The sequence below is a fragment of the Mesorhizobium sp. C399B genome (assembly GCF_030323185.1).
In the GTDB taxonomy this organism is placed as follows: Bacteria; Pseudomonadota; Alphaproteobacteria; order Rhizobiales; family Rhizobiaceae; genus Mesorhizobium.
This window is the reverse complement of the sequence record NZ_CP100472.1, coordinates 2,224,176-2,249,556: the sequence shown is the minus strand read 5'-3', so window position 1 is coordinate 2,249,556 and position 25,381 is coordinate 2,224,176. Positions and strand designations below refer to the sequence as shown.

Below are 25,381 nucleotides of genomic sequence, written 5' to 3'. Positions count from 1 at the left end.
GCCGGCGCCGGTGCAGGCAGACGCTACTGCTTGAGCGCGTTGTAGACGGCAATGCCGGTGGCAAGGTCTTCGAGGGCGGCGCCGACCGACTTGAACAGCGTGACCTCAGTGGGGCTCTGCCGGCCCTGTTTTTCCCCGCGCGCCAGCTCATGCAGATCGGCGACGATGGCTTCCGGCTTCAGCACGCCGGAGGCGAGCGGCTGGACGATGTCGCCGGCTTCCTTGGTGGCGCCGGCGCGGGTGTCGACATAGACGCGGGCGCGCGCGATCGCGTCGTCGTCGCTCTCGCGCATGGTCGGCGTGAAGCCGCCGACCAGATCGACATGCGCGCCCCGCTTGAGCAGCGCACCCTTGACCAGCGGCGTCGTCGTGATCGTCGCCGATGAGACGATGTCGGCCTCGGCGAGTTCGGCGTCGAGATCGCTTGCGGCCTCGGCGTTGAAACCGTCCGCGCGCAAATCAGCCGCGACCTTTTCGGCATTGGCGGGCGTGCGGTTCCAGATGCGGATGGTCTTGATCGGCCGCACCGCGGAGTGCGCCTTGGCGAGGAACGGCGACAGCGCGCCGGCGCCGACCACCAGAAGCCGCGATGCGTCCTCGCGGGCGAGATAGGAGACGGCCAGCGCCGAGGCGCAAGCGGTGCGCCACTGTGTCAGCCGTTGGCCGTCGATCAGCGCTTCGGGCTCACCGGTGGCGCCGTTGAGCAGGAGATAGAGCCCCATCACCGCCGGTTTGCCGATGGCGTTGTTGTCGGGCGATACGGTGACGATCTTGACGCCGATATGACCGCCGACCGACGTGCCGGCCGCATGGAAGTCGGTCCACGCCGGCATCAACAGCAGCGTGGAAGTGGCACCGTCGGGCCGTTCGACTCCGTGATGATGGCGGACGGGTTGCACAGCACCCTCGCGGAAGGCCGCGCGCAATGTCTCGACCAGCCCGGGAAAGGTCAGCGCCTGGTCGACAGCGTCGGCCGAAATGGTCAGCATGCAAAACTCCGCGAAGACAAAAGCTTCGGCTTCAGGCCGTTGGCTTCGGCAGCGCCGGACCCTGGCCCGAGCCTTGCGGTGCGGCGGGTACCCGGCTGACCGCCTGGCGCAAATTCTCGGCCTCGACCCCGCGCTGGCGCGCCAGCTTGCGGTAGCGGCCCTGCTTGACCCAGGTCGCCAGGCTGCCGACGACCATGCCGATGGCGAGCGCCACGAACAGGAAGATGAACAGCGGCAAGGTCAGCGTCAGTTTCGGATTGCCGGGGTTGAACGGGTCGAGCGTGAAGGCGACCAGCTCGCGGTTGGCGACGGCCAGCGCAATCAGGATGACGGCGAGCGGCACGAAGACCACGATAAGTATGAAGCGGTTCAACATAGAGATTCCCTGGAGAAGGCAGGCCTTGATAAGGTCGGCGCGTGGTCCGCGCCTACTTGCCGCCATTCAGCCTTTCACGCAATTCCTTTCCGGTCTTGAAGAACGGCACCCACTTCTCCTCGACCTCGACGGATTCGCCGGTGCGCGGGTTGCGGCCGGTGCGGGCAGGGCGATTCTTCACCGAAAAAGCGCCGAAGCCACGCAACTCGACCCGATTGCCTTCCGCCAGGGCATCGGTGATCTCGTCGAAGATCGCTCCCACGATGTTTTCGACGTCGCGCAGGAAAAGATGCGGGTTGCGCGTGGCAATGATCTGCACAAGCTCGGATTTGATCATCAGAAAGGTCCCCGTGAAAGCGCTGCGGTCAAATTATCAGGATGATTTTATTTGCTTTTTTACTCGCCCCAACCGGCAGATCAAGGGTGCCAGACGGAAACGAGACCGTCAAGAAACAAGCGATCCGCGCCAATTTCGTGAAGCACGTCGCTGCCGGCCTCCGACAGGCCGAGCGCGCTGCCGACGCTGCGCGCTATTGCTTTCGAGAACAGGAAGCCGCCACGCCGCTCGGTGTCCTTCCATTCCACCACCTTGAGCTTGGCGTCGACACCCTTGGTCGCCAGCCAGTCGATCGCCACGCTCTCGCCGCCGACAGCGTCGATCAGACCGTTGGCAAGGCCCTGGCGGCCGGTGAAGATCGAGCCGTCGGCAAGGGCCAGTGCCTGATCGCGGGTCATTTTGCGGCGCTCGGCGACGATGCCGACGAACCAGTCATAGCTGTCGAGGATGAGCTTGCGGACCATGGCTCGCTCGTCTTCATTGGTCGGCTTGAAGGGCGAGGGCGATGCCTTCAGCGGCGAGGATTTCACTTCCTCGAGCTTGATGCCGACCTTGTCCATCAGACCGCTGACATCGGGATACTGGATGAGCACACCGATCGAGCCGACGATCGACGTCTTGCGGGCAACGATATGGTCGCTGGCACTGGCGATCATGTAGCCGGCCGATGCGGCCAGCGTGCCGACCTCGGCCACCACCGGCTTGTCGGCGGCAAGCTTGCGCACCTCCTCGTAGATCGATTCGCCGCCGACCGTGGTGCCGCCGGGCGAATCGATCGCCAGGATGACGCCCTTGACCTGCGGGGATGTGCGGATGGTTTCCAGCCGCTTGATCAGTTCCTCGTCCTCGGCGATGGTGCCTTCGATCCTGACCTTGGCGATGTGGTCGACGGAAGAACCGCCGAGGTCGCCCCCATAGAACCAGCTTGCAAGCGCAATCACCCCAAGGGCCACGATGGCAATGGCGGCGCCGCGCCAGAAGGTCAGCTTGCGCCGCAAGCGGCGGCGGTCGATCAGGTCGTCGGCTCTCAGTGCCATGGTCTGCCTCACAGTCGGTGGGAAGCGATGCTTTTAAAGCAAGCGTCCGCGCCCGGCTACCTCTTCCTCAAGAGCCTGCGACGAAGCGACCTTCGCGACGGAGGCATTTCACGAAAAAATGACGCGGCGCGTTCGTTTCTGCTATGACGTGACGAAATTGTGTCGCCTGAGTTCCGTCTGTAAAACAGCGGCCGTCACATTTTTGCGGTTTTCCTCCGCTTGTGCTTGCTTGCGGGGGCCGGCAACCCACCTATAGCAGGTGTTTTGGCGGACAAGGGTTTATTAGAAGTCAGTCATGCTTGCGCGATCGAACGAACCGACCAACGCCGATGCGGCCTTGGCGCCCACGGCGCCAGCGGGCACGCGCGGCGACGCCTTCGACCGCGCCCAGCGCCACTCGCGCCGCGTGCGCGTGCTTAAGTTTGCCGTGCCGGTGCTTGCCGCCGGGATCGCGGTTGCGTTTCCGGTCTATTCCTATCTGGCGGCGCCGATCAACATTTCGATACAGGCAGACGGCACCGCTTTCGCGGATGGCAAGCTGGTGATGGCCAATCCGAAGCTCAACGGCTTCACCAAGGACAAGCTGCCCTATTCGCTGACGGCCTTGCGCGCCATCCAGGATGTCGGCAAGCAGGACATCATCGAACTCGAAGGCATCCATGCCAAATTGCCGCTGACGGCCGACAATGTGGCGACCGTCGACGCCAAGCGCGGGATCTACAACAGAAACGCCAACACGATGGACATGACCAGCGACGTTACCGTCACCACCACCGACGGCGTCGCTGCCATCTTCAAATCGGTCTTCCTCGATATGGGCAAAGGCTCTATGAAGACAGGTGATGCGGTCGATGTCAGCCGTAACGGCTCGCGGATCACCGCGGGTTCAATGTCGGTCGAAGACAATGGCAAGGTCATCGTTTTCGAGAACAAGGTAAGCGTTCACATCGATCCGGCCACTATGAAGGCGGCAGAGGCAAAGAGCGGAGAAACGAATGCGTCCCAGTAATTCGGCACGGCTTGTCGCCGCAGCTTCGGCCTTGCTGTTGCTGGGTATGGCGCCGTCCTGGGCTCAGTCCAGCGCCAGCAGCCAATCCGGGCTCAAACTGTCGGGCGACCAGCCGATCCAGATCGAGAGCGACAAACTTGAGGTCCGCCAGGCCGACAGCATGGCGCTGTTCAGCGGCAACGTCACCGTCACGCAAGGGCCGACGCTGCTCAAGGCCGGCAGCATGGAGGTCTACTACGTCAAGGACCCCAACGCCGCCAAAGGTGCTGCCGCCGGCGCTTCGGCGATGACCGGTTCGGCCAATATCGACCATCTGGTGGTCAAGAACAAAGTCTACATCAAGTCGAATGACCAGATCGCCACCGGCGACAACGCCACGTTCGACATGAAGACGCAGGTGCTTGTTCTGTCGGGCAAGGAGGTCGTCTTGTCCCAAGGACCCAACGTCCTCAAGGGCTGCAAGCTCACCGTGCAGATGAAAAGCGGCCTTGCTCAGGTCGATGGCTGCGGCGGGCGCGTCATCATGTCGATGACGCCGCCACCGAAATCCGAGGCCCCGAAGCCCGAATGACTGGCGTGTCTTCGCTGCTGACCCGCCTTCCGGGACGGGCGGCCAGTAAACTTGCAGCACCGGCCACAGTCACCGTTGATTCCTCGAAGTTCAAGGGCACCCTGATCGCCAAGGGTCTGACCAAGAGCTACAAGGGCCGCAAGGTGGTCAGCGGTGTCACCATCGGCGTGCGCGCCGGCGAGGCTGTCGGGCTGCTCGGGCCGAACGGCGCCGGCAAGACCACCTGTTTCTACATGGTCACCGGCTTGGTGCCGGTCGATGAGGGCACGATCGAGATCGACGGTTTCGACGTCACCTCGATGCCGATGTACCGCCGCGCCCGCCTCGGCATCGGCTATTTGCCGCAGGAAGCCTCGATCTTCCGCGGCCTGAATGTCGAGCAGAACATCCGCGCCGTGCTCGAAGTGGTTGAGAAGGACCGCAAGGTGCGCGAGCGCAATCTCGACGAACTGCTCGAGGAATTTCACATCAGCCATCTGCGGAAGTCGCCGTCCATGTCGCTGTCGGGTGGCGAGCGGCGGCGTCTTGAGATCGCCCGAGCTTTGGCGACGCGCCCGGCCTACATGCTGCTCGACGAGCCGTTCGCCGGCATCGACCCGATTGCCGTCGCCGACATCCAGCAGCTGGTTCGTCATCTAACGGCGCGCGGCATCGGCGTGCTGATTACCGACCACAATGTGCGCGAAACGCTCGGCCTCATCGACCGCGCCTACATCATCCATGCCGGCCAGGTGCTGACGCATGGCCGTGCCGACGAGGTGGTGGCGAACCCCGATGTGCGCCGGCTCTACCTCGGCGAAGGTTTCACGCTCTGAGCGTGAAATTTGTTTCCTGACGTGATTTTTGCCGCCCCGCCGGGCTTTTTTCTCCGATTTTGCGTGAGATAATGCTTCGGTAGGGGCCTTTTGCCATCGTTCGCCTTGACAAGCAAAAGCCGGGCCAGTTTCTATGGAAGGTCGGAAAAATTCATTTTGCGGCAGCTTCTGATGTGTAGGCTTCCGGGTGCAGAAGGGCGTTTGAAACCGAACCATGGCGTTGGCGGCGAAACTACAGCTACGACAATCCCAGTCGCTGGTGATGACGCCGCAGCTGATGCAGTCGATCAGGCTGTTGCAGCTCACCCATGTCGAGCTCGACCACTTCATCGACGACGAGATCGAGCGCAATCCGCTGCTGGAGCGCGCCGAGCCCCAGGATGACGCCGCAAGCGACCAGGTGCAGAAGGGCGATGCCGCTCCTGAGCCTGCCGCCGATGGCGACTGGTTCGAAAACGAGACGGCGTGGAGCGCCGAAGCGATCTCCGACAAGCTCGACAGCTCGCTGGAAAATCTGTTCCCCGACGATCCCGGCACCAGCGAGCGGCTCGGCCCGGACCTGACGGCGCAGTGGAAGTCGGCCACCGGCAATAGTTCGTCCGGTTCTTCCGAAGGCTTCGACGTCGGCGACATGGCCGCCGCGGCGATCACGCTGCGCCAGCATGTCGGCGAGCAGATCGCGCTTGCCTTTGCCGATCCGGCCGCAAGGCTGATCGCAGCCGAACTGGCCGACGGCCTGGACGAGGCCGGCTATCTGCGCGCCGATCCCGCCGAGATCGCCAAACGGCTCGGCGCCGATCAGGCGGTGGTGGCCAAGGTGCTGGCAGCCTGCCACACATTCGAGCCGGTCGGCCTGTTTGCGCGCGACCTTGCCGAATGCCTGTCGCTGCAACTTGCCATGCGCGATCGTCTCGATCCGGCGATGAAAACGCTGATCGGCAACCTCGAACTCCTGGCGCGGCGCGATTTCCAGACGCTGAAGCGGCTTTGCGGGGTTGACGAGGAGGATCTTCTCGACATGCTGGCCGAAATCCGCGCGCTCGATCCGCGTCCGGGCACGGCATTTTCAGGCGGCGCCAGCGATGCCATCGTCGCCGATGTCGAAGTCCGTGCCGCCAATGACGGTAGCTGGACGGTCGAGCTCAATGCCGAGACGCTGCCGCGCGTGCTGGTCGATCACATCTATTTCGCCCAGGTCTCGCCGCATGCGAAGAATCAGGCGGAGAAGGATTTCCTGGCCGAATGCCTGCAGAATGCCAACTGGCTGACGCGGAGCCTCGACCAGCGGGCAAAGACGATCCTGAAAGTGGCGTCGGAAATCGTGCGCCAGCAGGACGCTTTTCTCGTCCATGGCGTGCGCCAGCTCAGGCCGCTCAACCTGCGCACGGTGGCCGATGCCATCGGCATGCATGAATCGACCGTCAGCCGGGTGACGGCCAACAAATACATGCTGACGCCGCGTGGCGTGTTTGAGCTGCGTTATTTCTTCACGGCTTCGATCGCGGCGTCGGGCGGCGGTGATGCGCATTCCTCGGAAGCGGTGCGCGACCGCATCAAGCAGCTGATCGACGAGGAAAAGCCCGCCGATGTGCTGTCCGATGACGCAATCGTCGATATGTTGAAGGAAAGCGGCGTCGATATTGCCCGGCGCACGGTGGCCAAGTACCGGGAGGGTATGAATATTCCCTCGTCGGTGCAGCGGCGGCGTGAAAAGCGCGCTCTGGCGAGCGCGGGGCGCTAGGTCTGCTTGCCCGGCAAGGCTTTTGCTATGGCTGGATTCCACAACTTTCCGACCTTAAAGCGCATCGCGCTGAAACGGATTCATACGACGCGCTTTAAGTCTTTGTTTTGATGCATGTCGTTGTCCCAGAACCGCAGCGCACTTCTGGGCGACATGCATTAATTGACAAGCTGCAATGAAGTGTCTAGAAGCCCGCCCGCATGAGACGGGCTCGCGGCCCGCATGCGGATGGTCCGTCACGATGAAGGCCACGGGACGGCCAAGAAGGCGGATTGTGATCAACCGGAAAGTTCGGATCTAAAATCGGCGCGAGTTGACGCCGCAAAGCTTGTGCGCACGGATCACGAGTATAAACTCTGGCCAGTTTGAAGCCTGAGCAAGGAAGGTCAGTTTTCAGATGAAATTGCGCATATCGGGTAAACACATGGATATCGGCGATGCGTTGCGTACGCGCATTACCGATCGTGTCGGCGAGGCGATTGGAAAATATTTCGATCGCGGTTTTTCAGGGCACGTCACGGTCATCAAATCGGGGTCGCGTTACTCGGCCGATTGCATGATCAGGCTGGATTCCGGCGCTTCGCTGCAGGCAACCGGCGATTCCCAGGATCCGACACTTGCCTTCGAGGCGGCCGCGGACCGCCTCGAAACCAGGCTGCGGCGCTACAAACGCCGTCTGAAATCGCACAATTCAGGCACTGGAAATGGTGAAATCACCGACATCGCCTATACGGTGATGGCGCCGCTGACCGATGACGATGAGGACATTCCGGAGGACTACGCCCCGGCCATCGTCGCCGAATCAACCATGACGCTGCAGACCATGTCGGTGGCGTCGGCGGTTATCGAACTCGACACCAAGGACAGCCCGGTTTTCGTCTTCCGCAACGCCGGAAACGACCACCTCAACATCGTCTATCGGCGGCCGGACGGAAATATCGGCTGGATCGACCCGTCGACGACCAAAGTCGCACAGGCGTGACGACAACGACAATGGTCGCACAGGTGACGACAATGGTCGCACAGGGATAATAGCCAGCCGCGCGAGGGGCGAGGACTGGCGACGGCAGGCGAATAAGGGATTTCAAATATGGATCTGAGCGATCTTCTCAACGTTCCGGCGATATTGCCGGCGTTGAAGGCGAACTCCAAAAAGCAGCTTCTGCAGTTGCTGTCCGAGAGAGCGGCGGCGATTTCCGGCATTCCGGAGCGCGAAGTGTTCGACACCATCCTGCAGCGCGAACGGCTGGGCTCCACCGGCGTCGGCAACGGCATCGCCATTCCGCACGGCAAGCTCGCCGGGGTGAAGCGCATCGCCGGCGTCTTTGCCCGTCTGGAGACGCCGGTCGATTTCGAGGCCTTGGATGACCAGCCGGTCGATCTGGTGTTTTTGCTGCTGGCCCCGGAAGGCGCCGGCGCCGATCACCTCAAGGCACTGTCGCGCATCGCCAGGGTTTTGCGCGACGCCGACACGGTGGCCAAGATCAGAGGCACGCGCGACGCGGTCGCCATCCACGCACTGCTTTCGGACACGCAGGCCTCGCACGCCGCCTGAAGTTCTTCGGATTTAAGTCTTCCAGGGGCCGCCGAAGGCGGCCCTCTCCATTTCAACCGCCAGCAGTCGCCTTAGTGAATGGCGACAGTGGTCAGGTCGTTTTCCATGGCGCCGGCCAAAGCCCGGTCTTTCGCATCCGAAAGCAGGATCGGCTGGCCGTTGGCGGCAAACAGGGCCCACAGGACCATACCAGGCGCTATTTCGCCGAGGTTGGGGAAGCGCCCGAGCAGCTCGTCGCTCGAGACCTTGCGGAGATAAGCGACCGAGCCTTCGCCGAGATGGGCGAATTCGCCGCTGGTCATGGTGATGGTTTCGTCAGTTCTGGTCATTTCAAGCCTCCTTGGCGCGAGGACGCCGCTCAAGGCCATCCCGCATGAGAGCCATCGGTAAAGATCAGTCTTTCACCGATATATTTATTTTCCGTACCAGCCGTTCGGTATCCGGCCGATCGAGATCGATCGACAAAAGGCCGTTCTTCAGTTCCGCTGCGATCACCCGCATGCCGTCTGCCAGCACGAAACAGCGCTGGAACTGGCGCGCGGCGATGCCGCGGTGGAGGAATTCGCGCTCGGTGTCGTCGGTTTGACGGCCGCGCACGACCAACTGGTTTTCCTCCGTGGTGACATCGAGATCGCTTTCGGCGAAACCCGCGACAGCCAGCGTAATGCGCAGCCTTTCGGCCTTGCCGTCAGCACCGCTGAGGCGCTCGATGTTGTAGGGAGGATAACTGTCACCGGATTTCGCCAGTCGTTCCAGGGTCTTTTCCATGGCATCGAAACCAAGGAGAAGCGGGCTGGAGAAGGGCGTCATTCGGCTCATGTTACACTGTCCTCTTTGGAGCGACATAAACTGGAAAAACCCGGATGGCATTTTTCCCGATGGTCTTGATATGGTCCGCGCCGCGGCCAAGTTCAAGCCGCCGAACACCCCCGCCAAAAAGACTCCCCCGCATAAGGAAATGAAATGCCCCAGACCCGCAAGATCATCATCGACACGGATCCCGGCCAGGACGATGCCGTCGCCATATTGCTGGCGCTCGGCAGCGCCGAGCTGGAGATCGTCGGCATCTCTGCTGTTGCCGGCAACGTGCCGCTGAAATTGACCGAAAAGAACGCCAGGAAAATCTGCGAACTGGCCGGACGGCCCGATATCAAGGTCTATGCAGGCGCCATCCGCCCGTTGGCGCGCGAACTGGTCACCGCCGAGGAAGTGCATGGCAAGACCGGCCTCAACGGCCCGCAACTGCCAGATCCGAAGATGAAGCTGCAGGGCCAGTATGCGGTCGACTTCATCGTCGAGACCCTGATGAAGGAAGAGGCCGGTACGATCACCCTGTGCGCGCTCGGCCCGCTCACCAATGTCGCGCTGGCGCTGATCCGTGAGCCGAAGATCGCGCCGCGCATCAAGGAAATCGTACTGATGGGCGGCGGTTTCTTCGAAGGCGGCAATGTCACGCCGACCGCAGAATTCAACATCTATGTCGATCCGCAAGCCGCCGACCTGGTGTTCAAATCCGGCATTCCGATCGTCATGATGCCGCTCGACGTCACCCACAAGGCGCTGACCACGGCCAAGCGCACGCAGGCCATCCGCCAGCTCGGCACCAGGGTCGGCACCGCGACGGCCGAGATGCTGGAGTTCTTCGAGCGCTTCGACGAGGAGAAATACGGCACCGATGGCGGCCCGCTGCACGACCCCTGCGTCATCGCCTATCTGTTGAAGCCGGAGCTGTTCAAGGGCCGCAACTGCAACGTCACCGTCGAAACCACCTCCGAACTCACCATGGGCATGACCGTGATCGACTGGTGGGGCGTGACCAAGCGGCCGAAGAACGCCATGGTGATGCGCGACATCGACCATGACGCCTTTTTCGCGCTGCTGGTGGAGCGGTTGGCTCGGCTTTAGCTCTGTCTTTCCTTTCTCCCCATTGTGGGTTCCGAAGGGACGGGGCGAGACAAGTGGCTCGCCCCCGGGCGGTGTCGCCGAAGGCGACGGATGTGGGGTGTTCCAGGGAACGCCCACGTCTCACTCCGCTGGAACACCCCTCATCCGTCTCGGCGCTATCGCGCCGATCCACCTTCTCCCACAGGGGAGAAGGAAGGCGCCGCCGCCGTTCACTTTGCAAATCGATAGAAGACCATTCCATTCTCGCGCGTGACGCGCTCCAATCTTGCCGGCGCGCCGATCAGGTGCGGGAGGTCGTCTTCGACAAGAATGGACGAACCGGTTTCGAGTGCAACCAGATAAAGCGTGCGGCCGTTGTCTGAATGGGTACTTTTGACCGTTGCGTCGATTGGCTCGACCGACCGGATGGGGCTCGCATCATTCGTCCATTTGTAGAGAGCCGAAGGAACCATCACCGCAAACAGGACGACGATCAGGACCACGCCAGGCGCGTCCCTTTTTATGCCAGCGTAAGTCCATGACATCGACGTGAATCCCCCACGCCGATTCATGTGGTGGCGTAAAGGCAGACTTTCAATCAGCCTTTCTATTCCGGCTCATACTGCATCGGGGATACCCGTCCACGGTTGTTACTTCGCCTTCGAAAAAGCCAGCCACAGGCCGCCGCCGACCAGAAAGCTGCCGCTGATCCTGGACATCAGCTTGATGCGGCTGGCCGAGAGCAGGCGTCCGGCGCGGCTGGCGGCGAGCGCATAGGTGGAATCCGAGACGGCGGCGAAGATCATGGCGGTAAGGCCCATGACGACGATCTGCAGGGTGTAATTGCCCTGCGGGGCGATGAATTGCGGGAAGAAGGCGCCGAAGAACACCAGGGTCTTGGGGTTGCTCAGCGCTACGAGCAGGCCCTGCAGGAAGAAGCCGCCGCGCGGCTTTCTCGCGGTGCCGTCGGCATTCAGCGCGCCCTTGGAACGGAACATCTGCACCCCCATCCAGATCAGATAGGCGGCGCCGATCAGGCGCACCCATTCGAACCAGTGGCCCATGCCCGATATCAGCGTGTTGAGGCCGATGCCGACAATGGCGATCATCACGGCGAGCCCAGCCTGCGTGCCGGCGACATTGGCAAGGCCGGCGCGGTAGCCATGGCGGATGCTGTTGGCGATGATCAGCGTGACAGTCGGACCGGGCACCAGGATGATGACGATGCAGGCAAGGACATAGGCGGCGTAGAGTTCCAGCGACATGGGGATTTCCTCGAGGATGCGCTTAGGCGGCTGGCTGCAATCAATGCATGGCGGCGGGGCTGGTGCAAGCCGGTCGCAGACCGTGCCGCCCCTCGCGTCAGGACGCCCCCGCCTGCCAAGGCAAGGTCGCCTCATAGGCCGCGCCGGCCCTGAGCACGGCGAGGTCGCCGCGCGGGCGTCCGATCAACTGCATGCCCATGGGACGGCCTTTGTCGTCGAAGCCGACCGGCACATTGAGCGCAGGACAGCCGCCGAGCGTGGCGAAGGCCGAAACCTGCATCCAGCGATGGTAGCTGTCCATCGTCCGTCCGGCGACCTCACTTGGCCAATGCGTGCCGACTTCGAAAGGAAACACCTGCGCCGTCGGCAGCGCGATGAGATCGAAGTGCTCGAACAGCGACAGCAGCGTCCGGTGCCAGGAGGTGCGGATGACCGAGGCCGCGCGGATCTGCGGCGCCGTCAGCCGCATGGCGTTCTCCACCTCCCAGACGGCTTCCGGCTTCAGCAGGGCGCGCTTGTGCGGGTCGTCATAATGGACTTTCAGCGCCGAGCCGCTGCTCGCCTGCCGCAGCGTCACGAAGGCTTGCCACAGTGCCTCGAAATCGAAATCCGGCAGCAAGGGCTCGGTCAGGAAGGATGCCTCCGCGAAGCGGCCGAGTGCGGCCTCGCACAGGTCGAGGATGCCAGGCTCTACCGGCAGGTGACCGCCGAGATCACCGAGCCAGCCGACGCGGCCGCCGCTTGCCGGCGTTGCCAGCCCTTCGAGGAACGAACCAGGCTTTTCCCAGGACAAGGGCGCATGCGGATGGTAGCCCGCCTGCACATCGAGCAGCAGCGCCATGTCGCTGATGCTGCGGCCCATCGGTCCGTCTATGCCCATCTGGGCATGAAAGACTTCAAGATCCGGCCCGCCGGGGACAAGGCCCTGCGACGGGCGGAAGCCATAGACATTGTTCCACGCCGCCGGGTTGCGCAGCGAGCCGCCGAAATCGCTGCCGTCGGCGACCGGAACCATGTCGAGTGCAAGGGCGACCGCAGCGCCGCCGCTCGACCCGCCTGCGGTGAGCGCCGGATCGAAGGCGTTCAGCGTCGGGCCGAACACGTTGTTGTAGGTGTTGGATCCCAGCCCGAATTCGGGAACATTGGTCTTGCCGATGATGATGGCGCCGGCCTTGCGGATGCGCTCGACGAAGAAATCGTCCTCCTGCGGCACGAAATCGGCAAAGATCGGCGAGCCGAAACTGGTCCTCAAGCCGCGCGTCATGGCGAGGTCTTTTATCGCCATCGGCAGGCCAAACAGCGAGCCGGCCGGCCCGCCTTGCGCTAGATGCGCGTCCGCCGCGTCGGCCTCGCGCAGGATGTCGGAGCGCTCGCGCAACGAGACGATGGCGTTGACCAGCGGGTTTACGGCGTCGATGCGGTCGAGGAATGCGGCGACCAACTCGCGCACGGACAGGCGGCGCAGCCGGATCGCCTCGGCCAGGTCGACAGCGGACATCCGGCAGATGTCGCCGGCGGGGGGCACGGCGTGCTTCGTTGTAGGGCGCAGGGCAGTCATCCGGCGTTGTTGCGCAGGGCGGTGTCCACATCCGCGGCCAGCGGGATGGCCGGCTGGGCGCCGGGCTTCAGGCAGGCGAGTGAGCCGGCGGCTGCGGCGCGGGTGAGAGCCTGCTCCAGCGGCAGGTTGGACGCCAGCCCGGCAGCGAGATAACCGCAAAAAGTATCGCCGGCCCCGACCGTGTCGACCGGCGTGATTTTCAGCGCCGGCACGGTCAGGAAATCCCCCGGGGTCGCCGCCAGCACGCCGTCGCCGCCGAGCGTGACGACGATGGTGCGGCCGGTTTTGCCGGCGAAGTCGCGCATGCGCGCCGGGCGGTCGCGGCCTTTCAGCGACAGCGCCTCGCCGTAAAGGTCGAATTCGGTTTCGTTGGCGACGGCGTAGTCGGCCTTGCCGAGCAACGCTGCCGCCTCGCTACGGAACGGCGCGGTGTTGAGCACGGTGACGGCGCCGGCGGCGCGTGCGGCGTCAAGCGCTGCATCGACGGTCTGCAGCGGGATCTCGTGCTGCAGCAGGACGACGTCGCCCTTCGCAAGGAAAGCCTTGGCGAGATCGCCGGGCAGCACCGAATCATTGGCGCCCGGCACGACGGCGATGACATTCTCGCCGTCGGCACCGACGAGGATCAGCGCCGTGCCGGTGGAGGCGAAGCTCTGGCCGACGCCGGAGAGATCGACCTTGCCGGCCACGAGCAAAGCGAGGGCTTCGGTTGCGAAATTGTCCTTGCCGACGGCGCCGACCATGCGCACCTTGGCGCCGGCGCGCGCCGCAGCCAGCGCCTGGTTGGCGCCCTTGCCGCCGGGCGCGGTGGCGAAGCCGGAGCCGCGGACCGTCTCGCCCGGCGAAGGCAGGCGGTCGACATTGGCGATAAGGTCGAGGTTGATCGAGCCGACAACGATGATCAAGAAAGCCTCCTGCGGAATGCGCGGGAAGCTAACCTGTAAGCCGGCGGCTTGCCAGAGCGTGCGGATGTTTTGCGCCGGGAGCTCGCAAAAAGAACAACACCGGCGAAGGGATTTCGCCGGTGTTGTTTGATGCGGGCAGCTTCAGGACGCGGTCTGGCCCGCTTCCCAACCGAGCATGGCGCGTTTGCGGGTCAGGCCCCAGTGGTAGCCGGTGAGTGCGCCGGACTTGCCCAGCGCCCGATGGCAAGGGACGACGAAGGACAATGGGTTGGCGCCGACCGCCGCCCCCACCGCCCGGCTGGCGTTTGGCGCGCCGATCCTGGAGGCGATCGAAGAATAAGTGCAGGCCTTGCCCATCGGGATCCTGAGCAGCGCGTCCCAGACGCGCAGCTGGAAGTCGGAGCCGATCATCACCACGCGCAGCGGCTGGTCGGCGCGCCACAATGTCGGATCGAAGATGCGCGCCGCATAGGGCTGGGTGGCGCTCATGTCCTCGACATAGGTGGCGTTCGGCCAGCGGCCCGACATGTCGGCGAAAGCCGCCCGCTCGCCGCCCGGATCGTTGAAGGCGAGCCCCGCAAGGCCACGGTCGGTGACCATGATCAGGGCGATGCCGAAGGGCGAGATGTGGTAGCCGTAGCGGATGGTCAGGCCGGCGCCGCGCGTCTTGTAGTCGCCCGGCGACATCGCCTCGTGGGTGACGAACAAATCGTGCAGCCGGCCGGGGCCGGACATGCCGAGTTCGAACGATGTTTCGAGGAGCGGCATGCCGGAATCGAGCAGTTTGCGGGCATGGTCGAGGGTGACCGCCTGCAGGAAGGCTTTTGGCGACAGGCCGGCCCAGCGGGTGAACAGTTTTTGCAGGCCCGTGGGTGTCTCGCCGACATCGGCTGCCAGGGCTTCCAGCGAGGGCTGGTCGCGATAGTCGAGGCTGATCTTCTCGATGGCGCGGCGCACGACCTCGTAGTCGCTGCCCTCGGGGGTGATGTCGTGCTGCAGGATCGCTGTCGGTTTCATCTGCGTATTCATGGTCATCTGGGCGTTCATGGCAATATCTCCTTGACCGCGAATATCGGTCTTTCCGCCCCTTGCAACCACCCGAAACTTGCCTTGTTGCCGCCTGTTACCAGATAAAAACTGGATTGCGCCCCGGGAGATGCCAATGGCCGGCGAAAGGGTGAATCTGAGCGGAGCAAGGGAGACCTTGCTGATGACGCTTTATGGCAAGGCACTGGAAAGCCGGCTGCCGCATTCGCTGCTCGGGGATCGCTTCGCCGACGAGGCCGTGCGCAAGATCGACTATGATTTCTCGCGCCTCAAGGTCGACACCAATCTCGGCATCGGCCTGGCGATCCGGGCCAAGACGTATGATGTCCGCGTTCAGGACTTCATCGCCAGAAATCCCGGCGCCATCGTGCTGCATCTCGGCTGCGGGCTCGATACGCGCATTTTCCGTGTCGATCCACCCGAAGGCGTGGAGTGGTTCGATGTCGATTTTCCGGATGTCATCGCGCTCCGGCGCAAGCTTTACCCGTCCCGGGACCATTACCACCTCGTCGGCTCTTCGGTAACCGACCCAGACTGGCTGGCAGAAGTGCCGCGCAATCGTCCGGCCGTCGTGGTGATGGAGGGGTTGACGCCTTATCTCCCGGTAGAGGAGGGGCCACGGCTGCTGTCACGCCTTGTCGCGCATCTTGCCGGCGGCGAGCTGATGTTCGACGCCTACAGCCACTTCGGCCTGAAGATGCTGCGCCTCAATCCGACCATCAGGGCGACGGGCGCCGAGGTTCACTGGGCGATCGACGACCCGCAGGTACTGGAGCGTGCCGTTCCGAAGCTGCGCTTTGTCGACGATATCTCGGCCTACAGCGCGGAACGCACAGCGCATATGAGCTGGTCCGCAAAACTGTTCATCGGGCTCTGGAGACACATTCCCGCATTGCGCAAGGTCGGCAGGATTTTACGCTACCGGTTCTGACGCGCCGACTCTAACGCGTCCTGGCTTTTGTCAGAGCACGTGAAAATGCAGTGGCAAAACTCTCGCGGGAGTCAGGGTCCAGGAATGACCCGATCGGCACATTCTGTCCTTGTGCTTCCACCGTCATCCTGGTGATGCCGATCTCGGCATGGCGAGCGACGGAAAAGCGCGCCCAGAACGGGTTGAAGCGATGCGCTTCCGACTTTCCCGAGGGCGCCGTCTTGCGGATGTCGAGGCTGGTGCGCGACACCGACACTTCCTCGCGGGCACGGGCGGCACGATAGTTGGCGCGGAAGGCGATGTAGACGGCGATGACGTCGAGGCCGAAGAAGCCGAACACCGGCCAGGCGCCGCGCGACAGGAAAAACGCCCCGGTCACCACCCAGCCGAACAGCAGCGCGCCCATCAGCACGGCAAAGCCGGTGCGGCCCAGCGAGCGGTGCGGTGTCAGCAGCGCCTGGAAGAATGGCTCGTCGGCCTGAAACGAGGCGTTTGTGTCGCTCATCCCAGGATATTATAGGAGGGAAATGGCCAGCCCCAAGTCCAAAAATCTTTCCCTATCCAAAAGTGAACTGCCGCCCGGGCGGCGCGACGGCTCGAATGCCAAGCCGCGACCGCGGCCGGCGCGGCTCCGTTCGCTCTACAGCGCCGCCGAGGTGCATGAGATCTTCCGGCGGTTTTCGGTGCAGCGGCCCGAGCCGAAGGGCGAGCTCGAGCACGTCAACGCCTTCACGCTGCTGGTGGCCGTGGTGCTGTCGGCGCAGGCGACCGATGCCGGCGTCAACAAGGCGACGCGGGCGTTGTTCAAGGTCGCCGACACACCTGAAAAGATGCTGGCGCTGGGCGGAGCCAGGGTTGGCGAGTACATCCGCACCATCGGACTCTGGCGCAACAAGGCCAAGAATGTCGTGGCGCTCTCGGAGGCGCTGATACGCGATTACGGCGGCGAGGTGCCCAGCGAGCGCGATGAGTTGGTCAAGCTGCCGGGGGTCGGGCGCAAGACCGCCAATGTCGTGCTCAACATGGCGTTCGGCCAGCACACGATGGCGGTCGACACCCATATTTTCCGCATCGGCAACCGCCTCGGCCTGGCGCCAGGCAAGACGCCCGAACAGGTCGAGCAAGGGCTGCTGCGGATCATCCCGGACGAGTATATGCGCCATGCGCATCACTGGCTGATCCTGCATGGCCGCTATGTCTGCAAGGCGCGCAAGCCCGATTGCCCGGCCTGCGTCATCGCCGATCTCTGCAAGGCCGAGGTGAAGACGACAGACGTGCCGGCGCCGCTCGTGGAAATCGCGGCGCCCGGCGTCCCGACAACTAGCTTTCCTCCACGAACACCTCTTCGCGCTTCTTCTTGACCGACGGCAGGAAGACGACGACGAGCACGGCCAGTGCGACGAGCAGCAGGCCGGCGCTGATCGGCCGCGTCACGAAGGTCGAGGGGTCGCCGCGCGACAGGATCATGGCGCGGCGCAGGTTTTCCTCGAGCAGCGGGCCGAGCACGAAGCCGAGCAGCAGGGGTGCGGGTTCGCAGCGCAGCTTGGTCAGGATGTAGCCGAGCAGGCCGAAGAATGCGACCGCGTAGAGATCGAAGGCGTTGGTGTTGACGCTGTAAACGCCGATCGAGCAGAACGCCATGATGATCGGGAAGAGCACATAATAGGGGATCGTCAGCAGCTTCACCCACAGCCCGATCAGCGGCAGGTTCAGCACGATCAGCATCAGATTGCCGATCCACATCGAGGCGATGATGCCCCAGAACAGCGCCGGCTGCTCGATCGCGACATTGGGGCCGGGCACGATGCCCTGGATTATCATGGCGCCGATCATCAGCGCCATGACCGGATTGGCCGGAATGCCCAGCGTCAGCATCGGAATGAAGGAGGTCTGGGCGCCGGCATTGTTGGCCGATTCCGGTCCGGCGACGCCGGCGATGGCGCCCTTGCCGAACTCCTCCGGGTGTTTCGACACGCGCTTTTCGACCGTGTAGGAGGCAAAGGCGGCAAGCACCGCGCCGCCGCCGGGCAGGATGCCGAGCGCCGAACCGATGATCGTGCCGCGCACGATGGGTGCTGCCATCGCCTTGAAGTCGTCGCGGGTCGGCATCAGGCCGGAGACTTTTTTGATCATCACCGAGCGCTCGTGCTCGTTTTCGAGATTGCGCAGGATCTCGGCGACGCCGAAGACGCCGACCGCCACCGCCACGAAGTTCAGCCCGTCGGCATATTCGCGGATGCCGAGCGTGAAGCGCGGCGTGCCGGTGTAGATGTCGGTGCCGACAATGCCGAGCAGCAGGCCGAGCACGACCATCGCCAGCGCCTTGACGATCGAGCCATGGGCGAGCGCGATGGACGAGACGAGGCCGACGATCATCAGCGAAAAATATTCGGCCGCGCCGAATTGCAGGGCTATTGCCGTCAGCGGCGGGGCAAAGACGGCGACCAGGAAGGTCGACACCGTGCCGGCGAAGAACGAGCCGATCGCGGCAATCGCCAGAGCCGCCCCGGCGCGACCGTTCCTGGCCATCTGGTAGCCGTCGATGGCGGTCACGGCCGAGGAGGATTCGCCGGGCATGTTGATGAGAATGGCGGTGGTCGAACCGCCATACTGGGCGCCGTAGTAGATGCCGGCCAGCATGATGAGGGACGAGACCGGGTCGCCGATCTGGAAGGTGATCGGCAGCAGCATGGCGATGGTTGCGGTGGCGCCGATGCCGGGCAGGACGCCGATCAGCGTGCCGAGCAGAACGCCGATGAGGCAAAAACCCAGATTGGCCGGCGTGGTGGCCGTCGAAAAGCCGAGTTCGAGGTTCCTGAGGAGGTCCATCTCAGCGCCTCACAATGCCAGCCATTGGGGCAACCAGGGGCCGAAGCGCTGGAATGGCAGCCCGAGCGCGTAGCTGAAGACCAGCACCGAAAACAGCGTCAGGCCGGCCGACAGCAGAAGTGCCGTCAGCGGCTTCATGCGGGCGCCGGCAAAAGAGGCGATCAGCGCCGTCAGGAAGATCGACGGGACGAAGCCGAGGCCGCGCACGGTCATGCCGAAAAAGATCGGCGCCGGCAGGATGAAGAGCATGCCGCGCCAGGCAATGGGGCCGATCGGCTCGCCCTCGACGCGCACCGCCTGGACGAGGATGATGGCGCCGAGCACGATCAGCACGATCGCCAGCACCAGCGGGAAATAGCCCGGTCCCATGCGGAAGGCGGTGCCGATTTCGAGGCCGAGCGATTGTATCGCGAAAAAGGCGCCGAAAAAGATGAACAGCGCGGCGCACAGGCCGTTTGCCCTGTCGATGGCGAAAGGTTTCATGGCGGTCCTCCCCTGACCCTTGCAACGGGCTTGCCGTTGCAAATGTGAAAACGGACGTCGAAGCGAAAACGGGGCGCCGGCAGCGCCCCGTTCAAGCCTCAGTCGGCGTATTGGCCGGCGGCTTCGATGATCGGCTTCCAGCGCATGATCTCGCCTTCCAGCTTGGCCTTCAGCGCTGCCGGCGTCGCGTCGGCCTCGGACGACGGCTTGGTGCCGAGTTCGGCGAAGCGGGCGATGACGTTGGGGTCCTTCAGCGCGACCTGGAGCGATTTCGACAGTCGGCCGGTGATCTCGGCCGGCGTGCCCTTCGGCGCATAGAGGCCGTGCCAGATGCCGACCTGCACCGCGGGCAGGCCGGCTTCGATGGTCGTCGGCACGTCCTTCAGCACGTCGAGGCGCTCCGGCGTGGTGACGGCATAGGCCTTGATCGTGCCGCCCTGGATCTGCTTGGTGGTGTTGGTGGTCTGGTCGCACATAATGTCGACCTGGCCGCCGAGAAGGTCGGTCATGGCCGGACCGGTGCCCTTGTAGGGCACGGTGACCAGCGGCGTGCCGATGGCGCTCATGAACAGCATGCCGCACAGATGCGAGGCAGCGCCGATGCCGGCATTGGCGACGGTGATGGTGTCCTTGTTGGTCTTGGCGTATTCGACCAGCCCTTTCAGGTCGGCCGGCTCCAGGTCCTTGCGGGCGACGATGGCCATCGGCACCTCGGTGACGAGGCCGACATACTCGAAGGCGTTCAGCGTGTCGTAGGCGAGTTTTCTGTAGAGGGTCGCGCTGGTCGCCATGCCGATGTGATGGAGGAGCAGCGTGTAGCCATCCGGGTCGGCGTTGGCGACGCGGCCGGCGCCCAGCGTGCCGCCGGCGCCGCCGACATTTTCGACGATGATCTGCTGGCCGAGATCCTTCGACATGGCTTCGGCGACGAGCCGCGTAACCGTGTCGGTCGGACCGCCGGCCGCAAACGGCACGACGACGGTGATGGTGCGCTCGGGATAGGTCTGTGCGCTGGCGGTGAACGAATAAAGCGTGACGGCCGCGGCGGCGGCCAGGGCGGCTACAATTTTCCTCATCGTAATTCTCCTCCCAGGATATCAATCTCCGATCGCTGTGCAGGTCAGGCAGCGAGGGTGCAACAAAGGCAAGCTAACAGATTGTCGCCTGACGCAAACTGCAAAATACAGTCGTGCGCAACCATGGCGATCAGTGGGGAGTATGCCCGGAGGAGATGGGTTTGGTGTTGGCGTTGCTTCAATAACCGTAGCCGCGCGCCATCGCCGCCGCGAAGATCGGGATCAGCAGGAAGATGAAGGCTTCGGCGCGCACATAGGTCTTCACCGAGGCGAGTTCCGCAACCGGCACCTGAAAGCCGGGATTTGCACTGGCTTGCCGGTTCCAGGAGATGAAGCGGATGGTCGGGATGATCGACAGCAGGCCAACGATGCCGAATGCCGCCATCTTGGCCCAGAACACCCAGTTGTAGACGTAGAATTCCCAGCCCTTCAGGCCGTAGATGACGCGGCAGATGCCGATGATGATGATCAGCATGGCGATGATGCCGTAGTGGCGGTCGATGCCGGCAAGCCGCTTGAGCGTGGCGGCGGAGAGGTCGCCGCGGATCAGGACAAATTCGGCGCCGATGATGCCGGCCAGCGACAACACCAGCAGATGATGGAAAATGGCAAGCACGAGATCGGTGGTGTCCATGGCGTTCTCCTCCCATTGGCGGTATCGAGACCGGCCCTTGCCGGACCGGTTGCGAAAGGTAGCATCGTTCGGCAGAATTCCCAGAGGCGGACCTGGGTTGGACCATCGGCGTCGCCATCCTGACAGCTGGGGTTTTCTGAATGACCGGACTGAAGCGCGCCCTGAACCCGATGCCGGACGACATCCGCATCGCCCTGACCGAAAAAGGACTGACAGCGGCCTACGAGGCGCGGCCGGACTACCAGAAGAACGATTATCTCGGCTGGGTCGCCCGCGCCAAACGCAGCGACACCAGGCAGAAGCGGCTCGACCAGATGCTGGACGAATTGCGGCGCGGTGGGCTCTACATGAAGATGGTCTGGCACGGCTGAAAGTAAGCCGACGCTGTTCGCTTCGACCGCCTGGTCGCGCCGGGCCGTTCGGAAGCTTCCCTGGCTGAATGATGATCCGGCTTGGCCCTTGTCCGGGCGCGCTGGTTTGCTAAGCGCTGACCGTCAACGGAGGCAGAGTTTCATGGGCAGTCCAAAAACAGCCGGCGTCCCGGTTCTCGAAACGGAACGGACCATCATGCGGGCGCACCGGATCGAAGATTTCGACGACTATGCCGTCATGTGGGCCGACCCCGTCACCACCCGTTTCATAGGCGGCAAGCCGCGGACGCGGGAGGAAAGCTGGATGCGGTTCCTGCGGCATGCCGGCCTGTGGTCGCTGCTCGGCTACGGCTTCTGGGCGGTCGAGGACAAGGCCAGCGGTCGCTTCATCGGCGAAGCGGGATTCCACGACCTGAAGCGCGACATCGAGCCGTCGCTCGAGGGCATTCCGGAAGCCGGCTGGGCGCTGGCGCCGCAAGCGCATGGCAAGGGTCTTGCCAGCGAAGTCGTCAGAAGGGCCCTGGCCTGGGGCGACGAAACCTTTGCCGGCGCGAGAACCGTCTGCATCATCGATCCGGAAAACACCGGCTCGTTGAACGTTGCGGCAAAGTGCGGCTACACCAAGGTCCTGGAAACCACCTATCACGACGGGCTGACGATCCTGCTCGAACGGCGGGTGTGAAGCGCTTCATCGACGCAATTGCCTCGCGCTGCTAGGATTGGCTATTCTAATCTAGCTACGCAATTCCTGTGGGAAAACCGCTCACACTTTTCCTGGAATTGCTCTTTGGGGGAGCCGACCATGCGTGCGATCAATGCGATATTTCTGAAGCTTTTCTGGGCGGGGCTGCTGCTCCTGGCGGCCGTGCAACTGGCGGGCGCCGATGCGACGGTGCCGACCGCCGACATTGAGGGCGGTGCCGACAATCATCTGGCCAAGCGCTACGAGGGGTCGTTCATCGTCTCCTACGAAAAATTCGCCTATACCGATTTTACAGTGCCGCTGTCGCCGCTGAAGCCGAGCGCCGATCCGGATGCCCGTGACACGATGAACAACCGTGTGTTCGCGCCGGACAAGAAGGCTGAGGTCGAAGGCGCGCTGACCCGCATCGCCTATGTGCTGCCGGCCGAGCGCTCCCCGCTCGAAGTGCTGCGCAACTACCAGGATGTGATCGCGGCCGCCGGCGGCGAAGTCCTGTTCGAATGCAAGAAGGAAGAGTGCGGCGGCGCCGCCGACCGGTCGTCGAGCGGTGGCGGCGGCGACATGAGCCTGATGATGTATTTCTTCCATGAAAGCGACGTCAAGGACGCGGCCTTTTCCAATGGCGCCTGTGCGGTAACCACCGGTATCAACGACCAGCGCTTCTTCGCTGCCAAGGTGCCGCAGGATGGCGGCGACGCCTATGTCACTGTTCAGGCCTATTCGCTGATCGACGACCTCTACTGCAAGGAACTCAACGGCCGCACCATCGCCGTCGTTCAGGTGCTGGAGCCCAAGGCGCGCGACAAGAAGATGGTGGTGGTCGAAGCGGCCAAGATGGCGGATTCGCTGTCGGCCACCGGCTCCATCTCGCTCTACGGCATCTTCTTCGACACCGACAAGGCCGACATCAAGCCGGAATCGGAACCGACGCTGAAGGAGATCTCGACGCTTCTGACCAACGAGCCCGGTATGGCGGTGATCGTCGTCGGTCATACCGACAACCAGGGCGCCTTCGACTACAATATCGATCTGTCCTCGCGGCGGGCGCAGTCGGTGAAGGCGGCGCTGGTCTCGAAATACGGCATCGATGGCGGCCGGCTGACCGCCGCCGGCGCCGGCATGATGGCGCCCGTCGCCAGCAATGACGGCGAAACCGGCCGCGCCAAGAACCGCCGTGTGGTGCTGGTCAAGGCGAACTGAGGCCGATCACGGTTTCAGCGCCGGCTAGGCGCGCTGCCTGCTCCAGCATCGAGGCATCCTCGCCGAAGGCGCGGGTGGCGCGAGCGGCGGCCTCCAGCAGGTCCGGTGTCATGCGGCGCAGGAACGCCGTGTCGACGCGTGTCGACGGGCCGGCGAGCGTCAAGGCGCCGAGCAGAACGCGGCCCGGTCCGAACACCGGCACCGAGACGCCCGCCGTCTCAGGGTCGCGGTCGCCGATCGACAGATAGTGGCAGGCGTTGCGGATGGTCTCGTATGGTTCGCCCGGCTGGCCTGAAAACGCTGCCAGCACGCGGCCGCCAGAGCCGGTGAGCAACGGCAGCAGGTCGCCTTCCCGGATCGTGTAGCGGATCGGGTGCTTGGATTCGACGCGGTAGAGACAGGTGCGGGCGTCGCCCGAGCGGACATAGAACGCCACGCTTTCCCAGCTGCGTTCGGCAAGATCGCGCATGATCGGCAGCAAGATGTCGACCGCCACGACCGAGCGCTGGTAAAGCGCGCCAAGCCGGAAGGTGGCGGGTCCGATGCGGTAGCGGCCATCGTCGAGCCGCTCCAGCAACTGCCCACGCAGCAATGAGTTCGCTAGCCTCAAAATGGTGCTTTTGTAGAGCCCGGTGCGCGCCGCGATCTCGGCCAGGCTGAGCGAGCGGTCGGCGGTCGCGAACGCGTCGAGAATGGCGATCGCGCGGTCGAGCGCGGCAACACCATCGGCCGGCAACGGCTGGGATCGCGCTTCGGTCATCTCACGAACAGTTTCATTCCAGTTTACCTGCTCGGACAAAGGCCGGCCGAAGCGATTGTGCCGCACATCCATGGTTCTGTCTAGTAGAACAGCGTTCCTGTTGACAGAACGTACCGAAATCGGCATGAATTTTTGCCGAGCGGGTCTGTTTTCAGGCTACGTTTCTGGCAGGCACCGGAGGAGGTGTCGTGATTTGGAGGAATCCCATGCTGAACAGACGCAGATTTTTGATGAGCACCGCGGCCGCAGGCGCTGCCGGATTCGTTGCAACGCATTTGACGCCCGCCCTCGCTCAGGATGCACCGCAGATCCAGATCTTCGTGCCGGCCGCGCCCGGCGGCGGCTGGGACCAGACGGGGCGCACCATCGACCAGGTGCTGCGCAGTGAAAAACTGATCTCCGGCTCGCAGATCACCAATGTCGGCGGCGCCGGCGGCACGGTCGGCCTGCCGCAGTTCATCAGCCAATGGAAGGGCAAGGGCAATTCGCTGATGGTGGCCGGCATGGTCATGGTCGGCGCCATCATCGCCAACAAATCGGCCAACAACCTCTCCGAAGTGACGCCCATCGCTCGCCTCACCGGCGAGTTCGAGGCGCTGGTGGTGCCGGCGGATTCGCCGTTCAAGACGGCCGGCGATTTCGTCGCCGCGCTCAAAGCGGATCCGACCAAGGTTCCGGTGGCCGGCGGCTCGGCCGGTGGCTCCGACCACATCCTGTTCGGGCTGATCGCCAAGACGGTCGGCGTTCCGGCAACCAACCTCTCCTATGTGCCTTTCGCCGGCGGCGGCGAGGCGCTGTCGGCGCTGCTCGGCAACCAGGTGGCGGCCGGCATTTCCGGCTTCGGCGAGTTCTCCGAGCAGGTCAAGGCGGGCGCGCTTCGGCTGTTGGCGATCTCCGCCGACAAGCGCCAGGACGGCATCGACGCACCGACGATGAAGGAAGCCGGCATCGACGTCGAACTGTTCAACTGGCGCGGCGTATTCGCACCGCCAGGCGTCTCCGACGCCGACAAGGCGGCGATGGTCACGATGATCGAGACCATGGCCAAGAGCGATGCCTGGGCAGCCGAATGCAAGAACCGCAACTGGACCCCCATCCTTCTGACCGGCGACGATTATGCGAAATTCCTCGTCGACGACACCGCCCGCATCACCGCGATCCTCAAGGATCTCGGCCTCGCCTGATGTCTTCAGGGGCGGCCACGGCCGCCCCTTCCGACATTAGCCTGCGAGATGGACATATCATGCGCTGGGAGTGAAACTGCGGATGCGGCCGGCGGCAGGATGCCGGCCATCTCGGGAGGAC

Annotated in this window: 30 protein-coding genes; 13 read left to right on the top strand and 17 right to left on the bottom strand. The window is 63.7% G+C overall.

The annotated features are described in order from the left end of the window. Positions 1–23: 23 nt before the first annotated feature. From lhpI to sppA, 4 genes are all read right to left on the bottom strand, one after another. A complete protein-coding gene (lhpI, locus tag NLY36_RS10640) occupies positions 24–989 on the bottom strand; it encodes a bifunctional Delta(1)-pyrroline-2-carboxylate/Delta(1)-piperideine-2-carboxylate reductase (RefSeq protein WP_023669751.1) in 966 nt (321 codons plus the stop codon). A gap of 31 nt (positions 990–1,020) precedes the next feature. After that, positions 1,021–1,365 (bottom strand): lipopolysaccharide assembly protein LapA domain-containing protein, encoded by a 345-nt coding sequence (locus NLY36_RS10635; protein WP_023698203.1) that lies wholly within the window; start codon positions 1,363–1,365, stop codon positions 1,021–1,023. A 52-nt stretch (positions 1,366–1,417) separates the two neighbouring features. Continuing rightward, positions 1,418–1,702: an integration host factor subunit beta gene (locus tag NLY36_RS10630; RefSeq protein ID WP_006200394.1), complete on the bottom strand. Its 285-nt coding sequence runs from the start codon at positions 1,700–1,702 to the stop codon at positions 1,418–1,420. Between the two features lie 80 nt (positions 1,703–1,782). Beyond that, entirely contained in the window at positions 1,783–2,739 is a 957-nt protein-coding gene (sppA, locus tag NLY36_RS10625) for a signal peptide peptidase SppA (protein WP_023700101.1), read from the bottom strand. 295 nt (positions 2,740–3,034) lie between these two features. On the opposite strand from sppA, the gene lptC reads away from it, so the two are divergent. From lptC to ptsN, 6 genes are all read left to right on the top strand, one after another. Next, a complete protein-coding gene (gene lptC, locus NLY36_RS10620) occupies positions 3,035–3,748 on the top strand; it encodes an LPS export ABC transporter periplasmic protein LptC (protein WP_023669748.1) in 714 nt (237 codons plus the stop codon). Then, positions 3,735–4,319 (top strand): LptA/OstA family protein, encoded by a 585-nt coding sequence (locus NLY36_RS10615; RefSeq protein ID WP_023683069.1) that lies wholly within the window; start codon positions 3,735–3,737, stop codon positions 4,317–4,319. Before lptC ends, NLY36_RS10615 begins: the two co-directional genes overlap by 14 nt. Next, on the top strand, positions 4,316–5,134 hold the full coding sequence (gene lptB / locus NLY36_RS10610) for an LPS export ABC transporter ATP-binding protein (RefSeq protein WP_023669746.1): 819 nt from the start codon (positions 4,316–4,318) through the stop codon (positions 5,132–5,134). The genes NLY36_RS10615 and lptB overlap by 4 nt, the downstream gene beginning before the upstream one ends. Positions 5,135–5,348: 214 nt before the next feature. Beyond that, complete coding sequence (gene rpoN / locus NLY36_RS10605) at positions 5,349–6,875, top strand: RNA polymerase factor sigma-54 (protein WP_023735117.1); 1,527 nt, start codon at positions 5,349–5,351, stop codon at positions 6,873–6,875. Between the two features lie 397 nt (positions 6,876–7,272). After that, the gene (gene hpf, locus NLY36_RS10600) at positions 7,273–7,857 is read left to right on the top strand and encodes a ribosome hibernation-promoting factor, HPF/YfiA family (protein WP_023683071.1); all 585 of its coding nucleotides are present in this window, start codon (positions 7,273–7,275) and stop codon (positions 7,855–7,857) included. A gap of 108 nt (positions 7,858–7,965) precedes the next feature. Then, positions 7,966–8,430 (top strand): PTS IIA-like nitrogen regulatory protein PtsN, encoded by a 465-nt coding sequence (ptsN, locus tag NLY36_RS10595; RefSeq protein WP_023669743.1) that lies wholly within the window; start codon positions 7,966–7,968, stop codon positions 8,428–8,430. Positions 8,431–8,501: 71 nt separating this feature from the next. Here the strand turns inward: ptsN and NLY36_RS10590 are convergent, their stop codons facing one another. Next, positions 8,502–8,759 (bottom strand): BQ00720 family protein, encoded by a 258-nt coding sequence (locus NLY36_RS10590; RefSeq protein WP_023683072.1) that lies wholly within the window; start codon positions 8,757–8,759, stop codon positions 8,502–8,504. 64 nt (positions 8,760–8,823) lie between these two features. Then, on the bottom strand, positions 8,824–9,249 hold the full coding sequence (locus NLY36_RS10585; RefSeq protein WP_023669741.1) for an Hsp20 family protein: 426 nt from the start codon (positions 9,247–9,249) through the stop codon (positions 8,824–8,826). A 144-nt stretch (positions 9,250–9,393) separates the two neighbouring features. Between NLY36_RS10585 and NLY36_RS10580 the strand changes: the two genes are divergently transcribed. Beyond that, positions 9,394–10,335, top strand: a complete 942-nt coding sequence (locus tag NLY36_RS10580) for a nucleoside hydrolase (RefSeq protein ID WP_023698210.1) — start codon at positions 9,394–9,396, stop codon at positions 10,333–10,335. A 209-nt stretch (positions 10,336–10,544) separates the two neighbouring features. On the opposite strand, the gene NLY36_RS10575 is transcribed toward NLY36_RS10580, so the two are convergent. The 5 genes from NLY36_RS10575 to NLY36_RS10555 all read right to left on the bottom strand — a co-directional run bounded on the left by NLY36_RS10575 (position 10,545) and on the right by NLY36_RS10555 (position 15,089). After that, positions 10,545–10,817 carry a hypothetical protein gene (locus NLY36_RS10575; protein WP_023698211.1) on the bottom strand — a complete coding sequence of 91 codons (273 nt, stop codon included), beginning with the start codon at positions 10,815–10,817 and terminating at the stop codon, positions 10,545–10,547. A 147-nt stretch (positions 10,818–10,964) separates the two neighbouring features. Continuing rightward, entirely contained in the window at positions 10,965–11,579 is a 615-nt protein-coding gene (locus NLY36_RS10570; RefSeq protein WP_023669737.1) for a LysE family translocator, read from the bottom strand. Between the two features lie 97 nt (positions 11,580–11,676). Further along, positions 11,677–13,137, bottom strand: a complete 1,461-nt coding sequence (locus tag NLY36_RS10565; protein WP_031249030.1) for an amidase — start codon at positions 13,135–13,137, stop codon at positions 11,677–11,679. Next, complete coding sequence (locus tag NLY36_RS10560; protein ID WP_023735114.1) at positions 13,134–14,042, bottom strand: ribokinase; 909 nt, start codon at positions 14,040–14,042, stop codon at positions 13,134–13,136. Before NLY36_RS10560 ends, NLY36_RS10565 begins: the two co-directional genes overlap by 4 nt. A 141-nt stretch (positions 14,043–14,183) precedes the next feature. Next, positions 14,184–15,089 carry a methylated-DNA--[protein]-cysteine S-methyltransferase gene (locus NLY36_RS10555; RefSeq protein ID WP_027049741.1) on the bottom strand — a complete coding sequence of 302 codons (906 nt, stop codon included), beginning with the start codon at positions 15,087–15,089 and terminating at the stop codon, positions 14,184–14,186. 115 nt (positions 15,090–15,204) lie between these two features. On the opposite strand from NLY36_RS10555, the gene NLY36_RS10550 reads away from it, so the two are divergent. Further along, positions 15,205–16,020, top strand: coding sequence for a class I SAM-dependent methyltransferase (locus NLY36_RS10550; RefSeq protein ID WP_023704196.1), 816 nt, complete (start codon positions 15,205–15,207; stop codon positions 16,018–16,020). A 10-nt stretch (positions 16,021–16,030) separates the two neighbouring features. On the opposite strand, the gene NLY36_RS10545 is transcribed toward NLY36_RS10550, so the two are convergent. Further along, positions 16,031–16,525, bottom strand: a complete 495-nt coding sequence (locus NLY36_RS10545; RefSeq protein WP_023669732.1) for a DUF2244 domain-containing protein — start codon at positions 16,523–16,525, stop codon at positions 16,031–16,033. A gap of 22 nt (positions 16,526–16,547) precedes the next feature. On the opposite strand from NLY36_RS10545, the gene nth reads away from it, so the two are divergent. Continuing rightward, a complete protein-coding gene (gene nth, locus NLY36_RS10540; RefSeq protein WP_023683078.1) occupies positions 16,548–17,381 on the top strand; it encodes an endonuclease III in 834 nt (277 codons plus the stop codon). Here nth and NLY36_RS10535 read toward each other — a convergent pair. From NLY36_RS10535 to NLY36_RS10520, 4 genes are all read right to left on the bottom strand, one after another. Then, entirely contained in the window at positions 17,341–18,849 is a 1,509-nt protein-coding gene (locus NLY36_RS10535; protein ID WP_023683079.1) for a tripartite tricarboxylate transporter permease, read from the bottom strand. The genes nth and NLY36_RS10535 overlap by 41 nt on opposite strands. A gap of 9 nt (positions 18,850–18,858) precedes the next feature. After that, complete coding sequence (locus NLY36_RS10530) at positions 18,859–19,332, bottom strand: tripartite tricarboxylate transporter TctB family protein (protein ID WP_023735113.1); 474 nt, start codon at positions 19,330–19,332, stop codon at positions 18,859–18,861. A gap of 98 nt (positions 19,333–19,430) precedes the next feature. Then, positions 19,431–20,408 (bottom strand): tripartite tricarboxylate transporter substrate-binding protein, encoded by a 978-nt coding sequence (locus tag NLY36_RS10525; RefSeq protein WP_023683081.1) that lies wholly within the window; start codon positions 20,406–20,408, stop codon positions 19,431–19,433. Between the two features lie 178 nt (positions 20,409–20,586). After that, positions 20,587–21,042: a DUF2214 family protein gene (locus tag NLY36_RS10520; protein ID WP_023735112.1), complete on the bottom strand. Its 456-nt coding sequence runs from the start codon at positions 21,040–21,042 to the stop codon at positions 20,587–20,589. Between the two features lie 140 nt (positions 21,043–21,182). Here NLY36_RS10520 and NLY36_RS10515 point away from each other — a divergent pair, with 140 nt between their 5' ends. From NLY36_RS10515 to NLY36_RS10505, 3 genes are all read left to right on the top strand, one after another. Further along, a complete protein-coding gene (locus tag NLY36_RS10515; protein WP_023683083.1) occupies positions 21,183–21,413 on the top strand; it encodes a YdeI/OmpD-associated family protein in 231 nt (76 codons plus the stop codon). A gap of 142 nt (positions 21,414–21,555) precedes the next feature. Next, positions 21,556–22,095 carry a GNAT family N-acetyltransferase gene (locus tag NLY36_RS10510; protein ID WP_023686555.1) on the top strand — a complete coding sequence of 180 codons (540 nt, stop codon included), beginning with the start codon at positions 21,556–21,558 and terminating at the stop codon, positions 22,093–22,095. 120 nt (positions 22,096–22,215) lie between these two features. Further along, positions 22,216–23,316 carry an OmpA family protein gene (locus NLY36_RS10505; protein ID WP_023735111.1) on the top strand — a complete coding sequence of 367 codons (1,101 nt, stop codon included), beginning with the start codon at positions 22,216–22,218 and terminating at the stop codon, positions 23,314–23,316. On the opposite strand, the gene NLY36_RS10500 is transcribed toward NLY36_RS10505, so the two are convergent. Continuing rightward, positions 23,303–24,076, bottom strand: coding sequence for an IclR family transcriptional regulator (locus NLY36_RS10500; RefSeq protein WP_023686553.1), 774 nt, complete (start codon positions 24,074–24,076; stop codon positions 23,303–23,305). The two genes, NLY36_RS10505 and NLY36_RS10500, sit on opposite strands and share 14 nt — an antisense overlap. 206 nt (positions 24,077–24,282) lie before the next feature. Between NLY36_RS10500 and NLY36_RS10495 the strand changes: the two genes are divergently transcribed. Continuing rightward, on the top strand, positions 24,283–25,260 hold the full coding sequence (locus NLY36_RS10495) for a Bug family tripartite tricarboxylate transporter substrate binding protein (RefSeq protein ID WP_023686552.1): 978 nt from the start codon (positions 24,283–24,285) through the stop codon (positions 25,258–25,260). The last annotated feature ends 121 nt before the right edge of the window (positions 25,261–25,381 follow it).

What these genes read in the sequence shown, in the direction of transcription:
- lhpI (WP_023669751.1), bottom strand. Translation starts at nt 989, where the DNA reads ATGCTGACCATTTCGGCCGACGCTGTCGACCAGGCGCTGACCTTTCCC.
- NLY36_RS10635 (WP_023698203.1), bottom strand. Translation starts at nt 1,365, where the DNA reads ATGTTGAACCGCTTCATACTTATCGTGGTCTTCGTGCCGCTCGCCGTC.
- NLY36_RS10630 (WP_006200394.1), bottom strand. Translation starts at nt 1,702, where the DNA reads ATGATCAAATCCGAGCTTGTGCAGATCATTGCCACGCGCAACCCGCAT.
- sppA (WP_023700101.1), bottom strand. Translation starts at nt 2,739, where the DNA reads ATGGCACTGAGAGCCGACGACCTGATCGACCGCCGCCGCTTGCGGCGC.
- lptC (WP_023669748.1), top strand. Translation starts at nt 3,035, where the DNA reads ATGCTTGCGCGATCGAACGAACCGACCAACGCCGATGCGGCCTTGGCG.
- NLY36_RS10615 (WP_023683069.1), top strand. Translation starts at nt 3,735, where the DNA reads ATGCGTCCCAGTAATTCGGCACGGCTTGTCGCCGCAGCTTCGGCCTTG.
- lptB (WP_023669746.1), top strand. Translation starts at nt 4,316, where the DNA reads ATGACTGGCGTGTCTTCGCTGCTGACCCGCCTTCCGGGACGGGCGGCC.
- rpoN (WP_023735117.1), top strand. Translation starts at nt 5,349, where the DNA reads ATGGCGTTGGCGGCGAAACTACAGCTACGACAATCCCAGTCGCTGGTG.
- hpf (WP_023683071.1), top strand. Translation starts at nt 7,273, where the DNA reads ATGAAATTGCGCATATCGGGTAAACACATGGATATCGGCGATGCGTTG.
- ptsN (WP_023669743.1), top strand. Translation starts at nt 7,966, where the DNA reads ATGGATCTGAGCGATCTTCTCAACGTTCCGGCGATATTGCCGGCGTTG.
- NLY36_RS10590 (WP_023683072.1), bottom strand. Translation starts at nt 8,759, where the DNA reads ATGACCAGAACTGACGAAACCATCACCATGACCAGCGGCGAATTCGCC.
- NLY36_RS10585 (WP_023669741.1), bottom strand. Translation starts at nt 9,249, where the DNA reads ATGAGCCGAATGACGCCCTTCTCCAGCCCGCTTCTCCTTGGTTTCGAT.
- NLY36_RS10580 (WP_023698210.1), top strand. Translation starts at nt 9,394, where the DNA reads ATGCCCCAGACCCGCAAGATCATCATCGACACGGATCCCGGCCAGGAC.
- NLY36_RS10570 (WP_023669737.1), bottom strand. Translation starts at nt 11,579, where the DNA reads ATGTCGCTGGAACTCTACGCCGCCTATGTCCTTGCCTGCATCGTCATC.
- NLY36_RS10565 (WP_031249030.1), bottom strand. Translation starts at nt 13,137, where the DNA reads ATGACTGCCCTGCGCCCTACAACGAAGCACGCCGTGCCCCCCGCCGGC.
- NLY36_RS10555 (WP_027049741.1), bottom strand. Translation starts at nt 15,089, where the DNA reads ATGAACGCCCAGATGACCATGAATACGCAGATGAAACCGACAGCGATC.
- NLY36_RS10550 (WP_023704196.1), top strand. Translation starts at nt 15,205, where the DNA reads ATGGCCGGCGAAAGGGTGAATCTGAGCGGAGCAAGGGAGACCTTGCTG.
- NLY36_RS10545 (WP_023669732.1), bottom strand. Translation starts at nt 16,525, where the DNA reads ATGAGCGACACAAACGCCTCGTTTCAGGCCGACGAGCCATTCTTCCAG.
- nth (WP_023683078.1), top strand. Translation starts at nt 16,548, where the DNA reads ATGGCCAGCCCCAAGTCCAAAAATCTTTCCCTATCCAAAAGTGAACTG.
- NLY36_RS10535 (WP_023683079.1), bottom strand. Translation starts at nt 18,849, where the DNA reads ATGGACCTCCTCAGGAACCTCGAACTCGGCTTTTCGACGGCCACCACG.
- NLY36_RS10530 (WP_023735113.1), bottom strand. Translation starts at nt 19,332, where the DNA reads ATGAAACCTTTCGCCATCGACAGGGCAAACGGCCTGTGCGCCGCGCTG.
- NLY36_RS10525 (WP_023683081.1), bottom strand. Translation starts at nt 20,408, where the DNA reads ATGAGGAAAATTGTAGCCGCCCTGGCCGCCGCCGCGGCCGTCACGCTT.
- NLY36_RS10520 (WP_023735112.1), bottom strand. Translation starts at nt 21,042, where the DNA reads ATGGACACCACCGATCTCGTGCTTGCCATTTTCCATCATCTGCTGGTG.
- NLY36_RS10515 (WP_023683083.1), top strand. Translation starts at nt 21,183, where the DNA reads ATGACCGGACTGAAGCGCGCCCTGAACCCGATGCCGGACGACATCCGC.
- NLY36_RS10510 (WP_023686555.1), top strand. Translation starts at nt 21,556, where the DNA reads ATGGGCAGTCCAAAAACAGCCGGCGTCCCGGTTCTCGAAACGGAACGG.
- NLY36_RS10505 (WP_023735111.1), top strand. Translation starts at nt 22,216, where the DNA reads ATGCGTGCGATCAATGCGATATTTCTGAAGCTTTTCTGGGCGGGGCTG.
- NLY36_RS10500 (WP_023686553.1), bottom strand. Translation starts at nt 24,076, where the DNA reads ATGACCGAAGCGCGATCCCAGCCGTTGCCGGCCGATGGTGTTGCCGCG.
- NLY36_RS10495 (WP_023686552.1), top strand. Translation starts at nt 24,283, where the DNA reads ATGCTGAACAGACGCAGATTTTTGATGAGCACCGCGGCCGCAGGCGCT.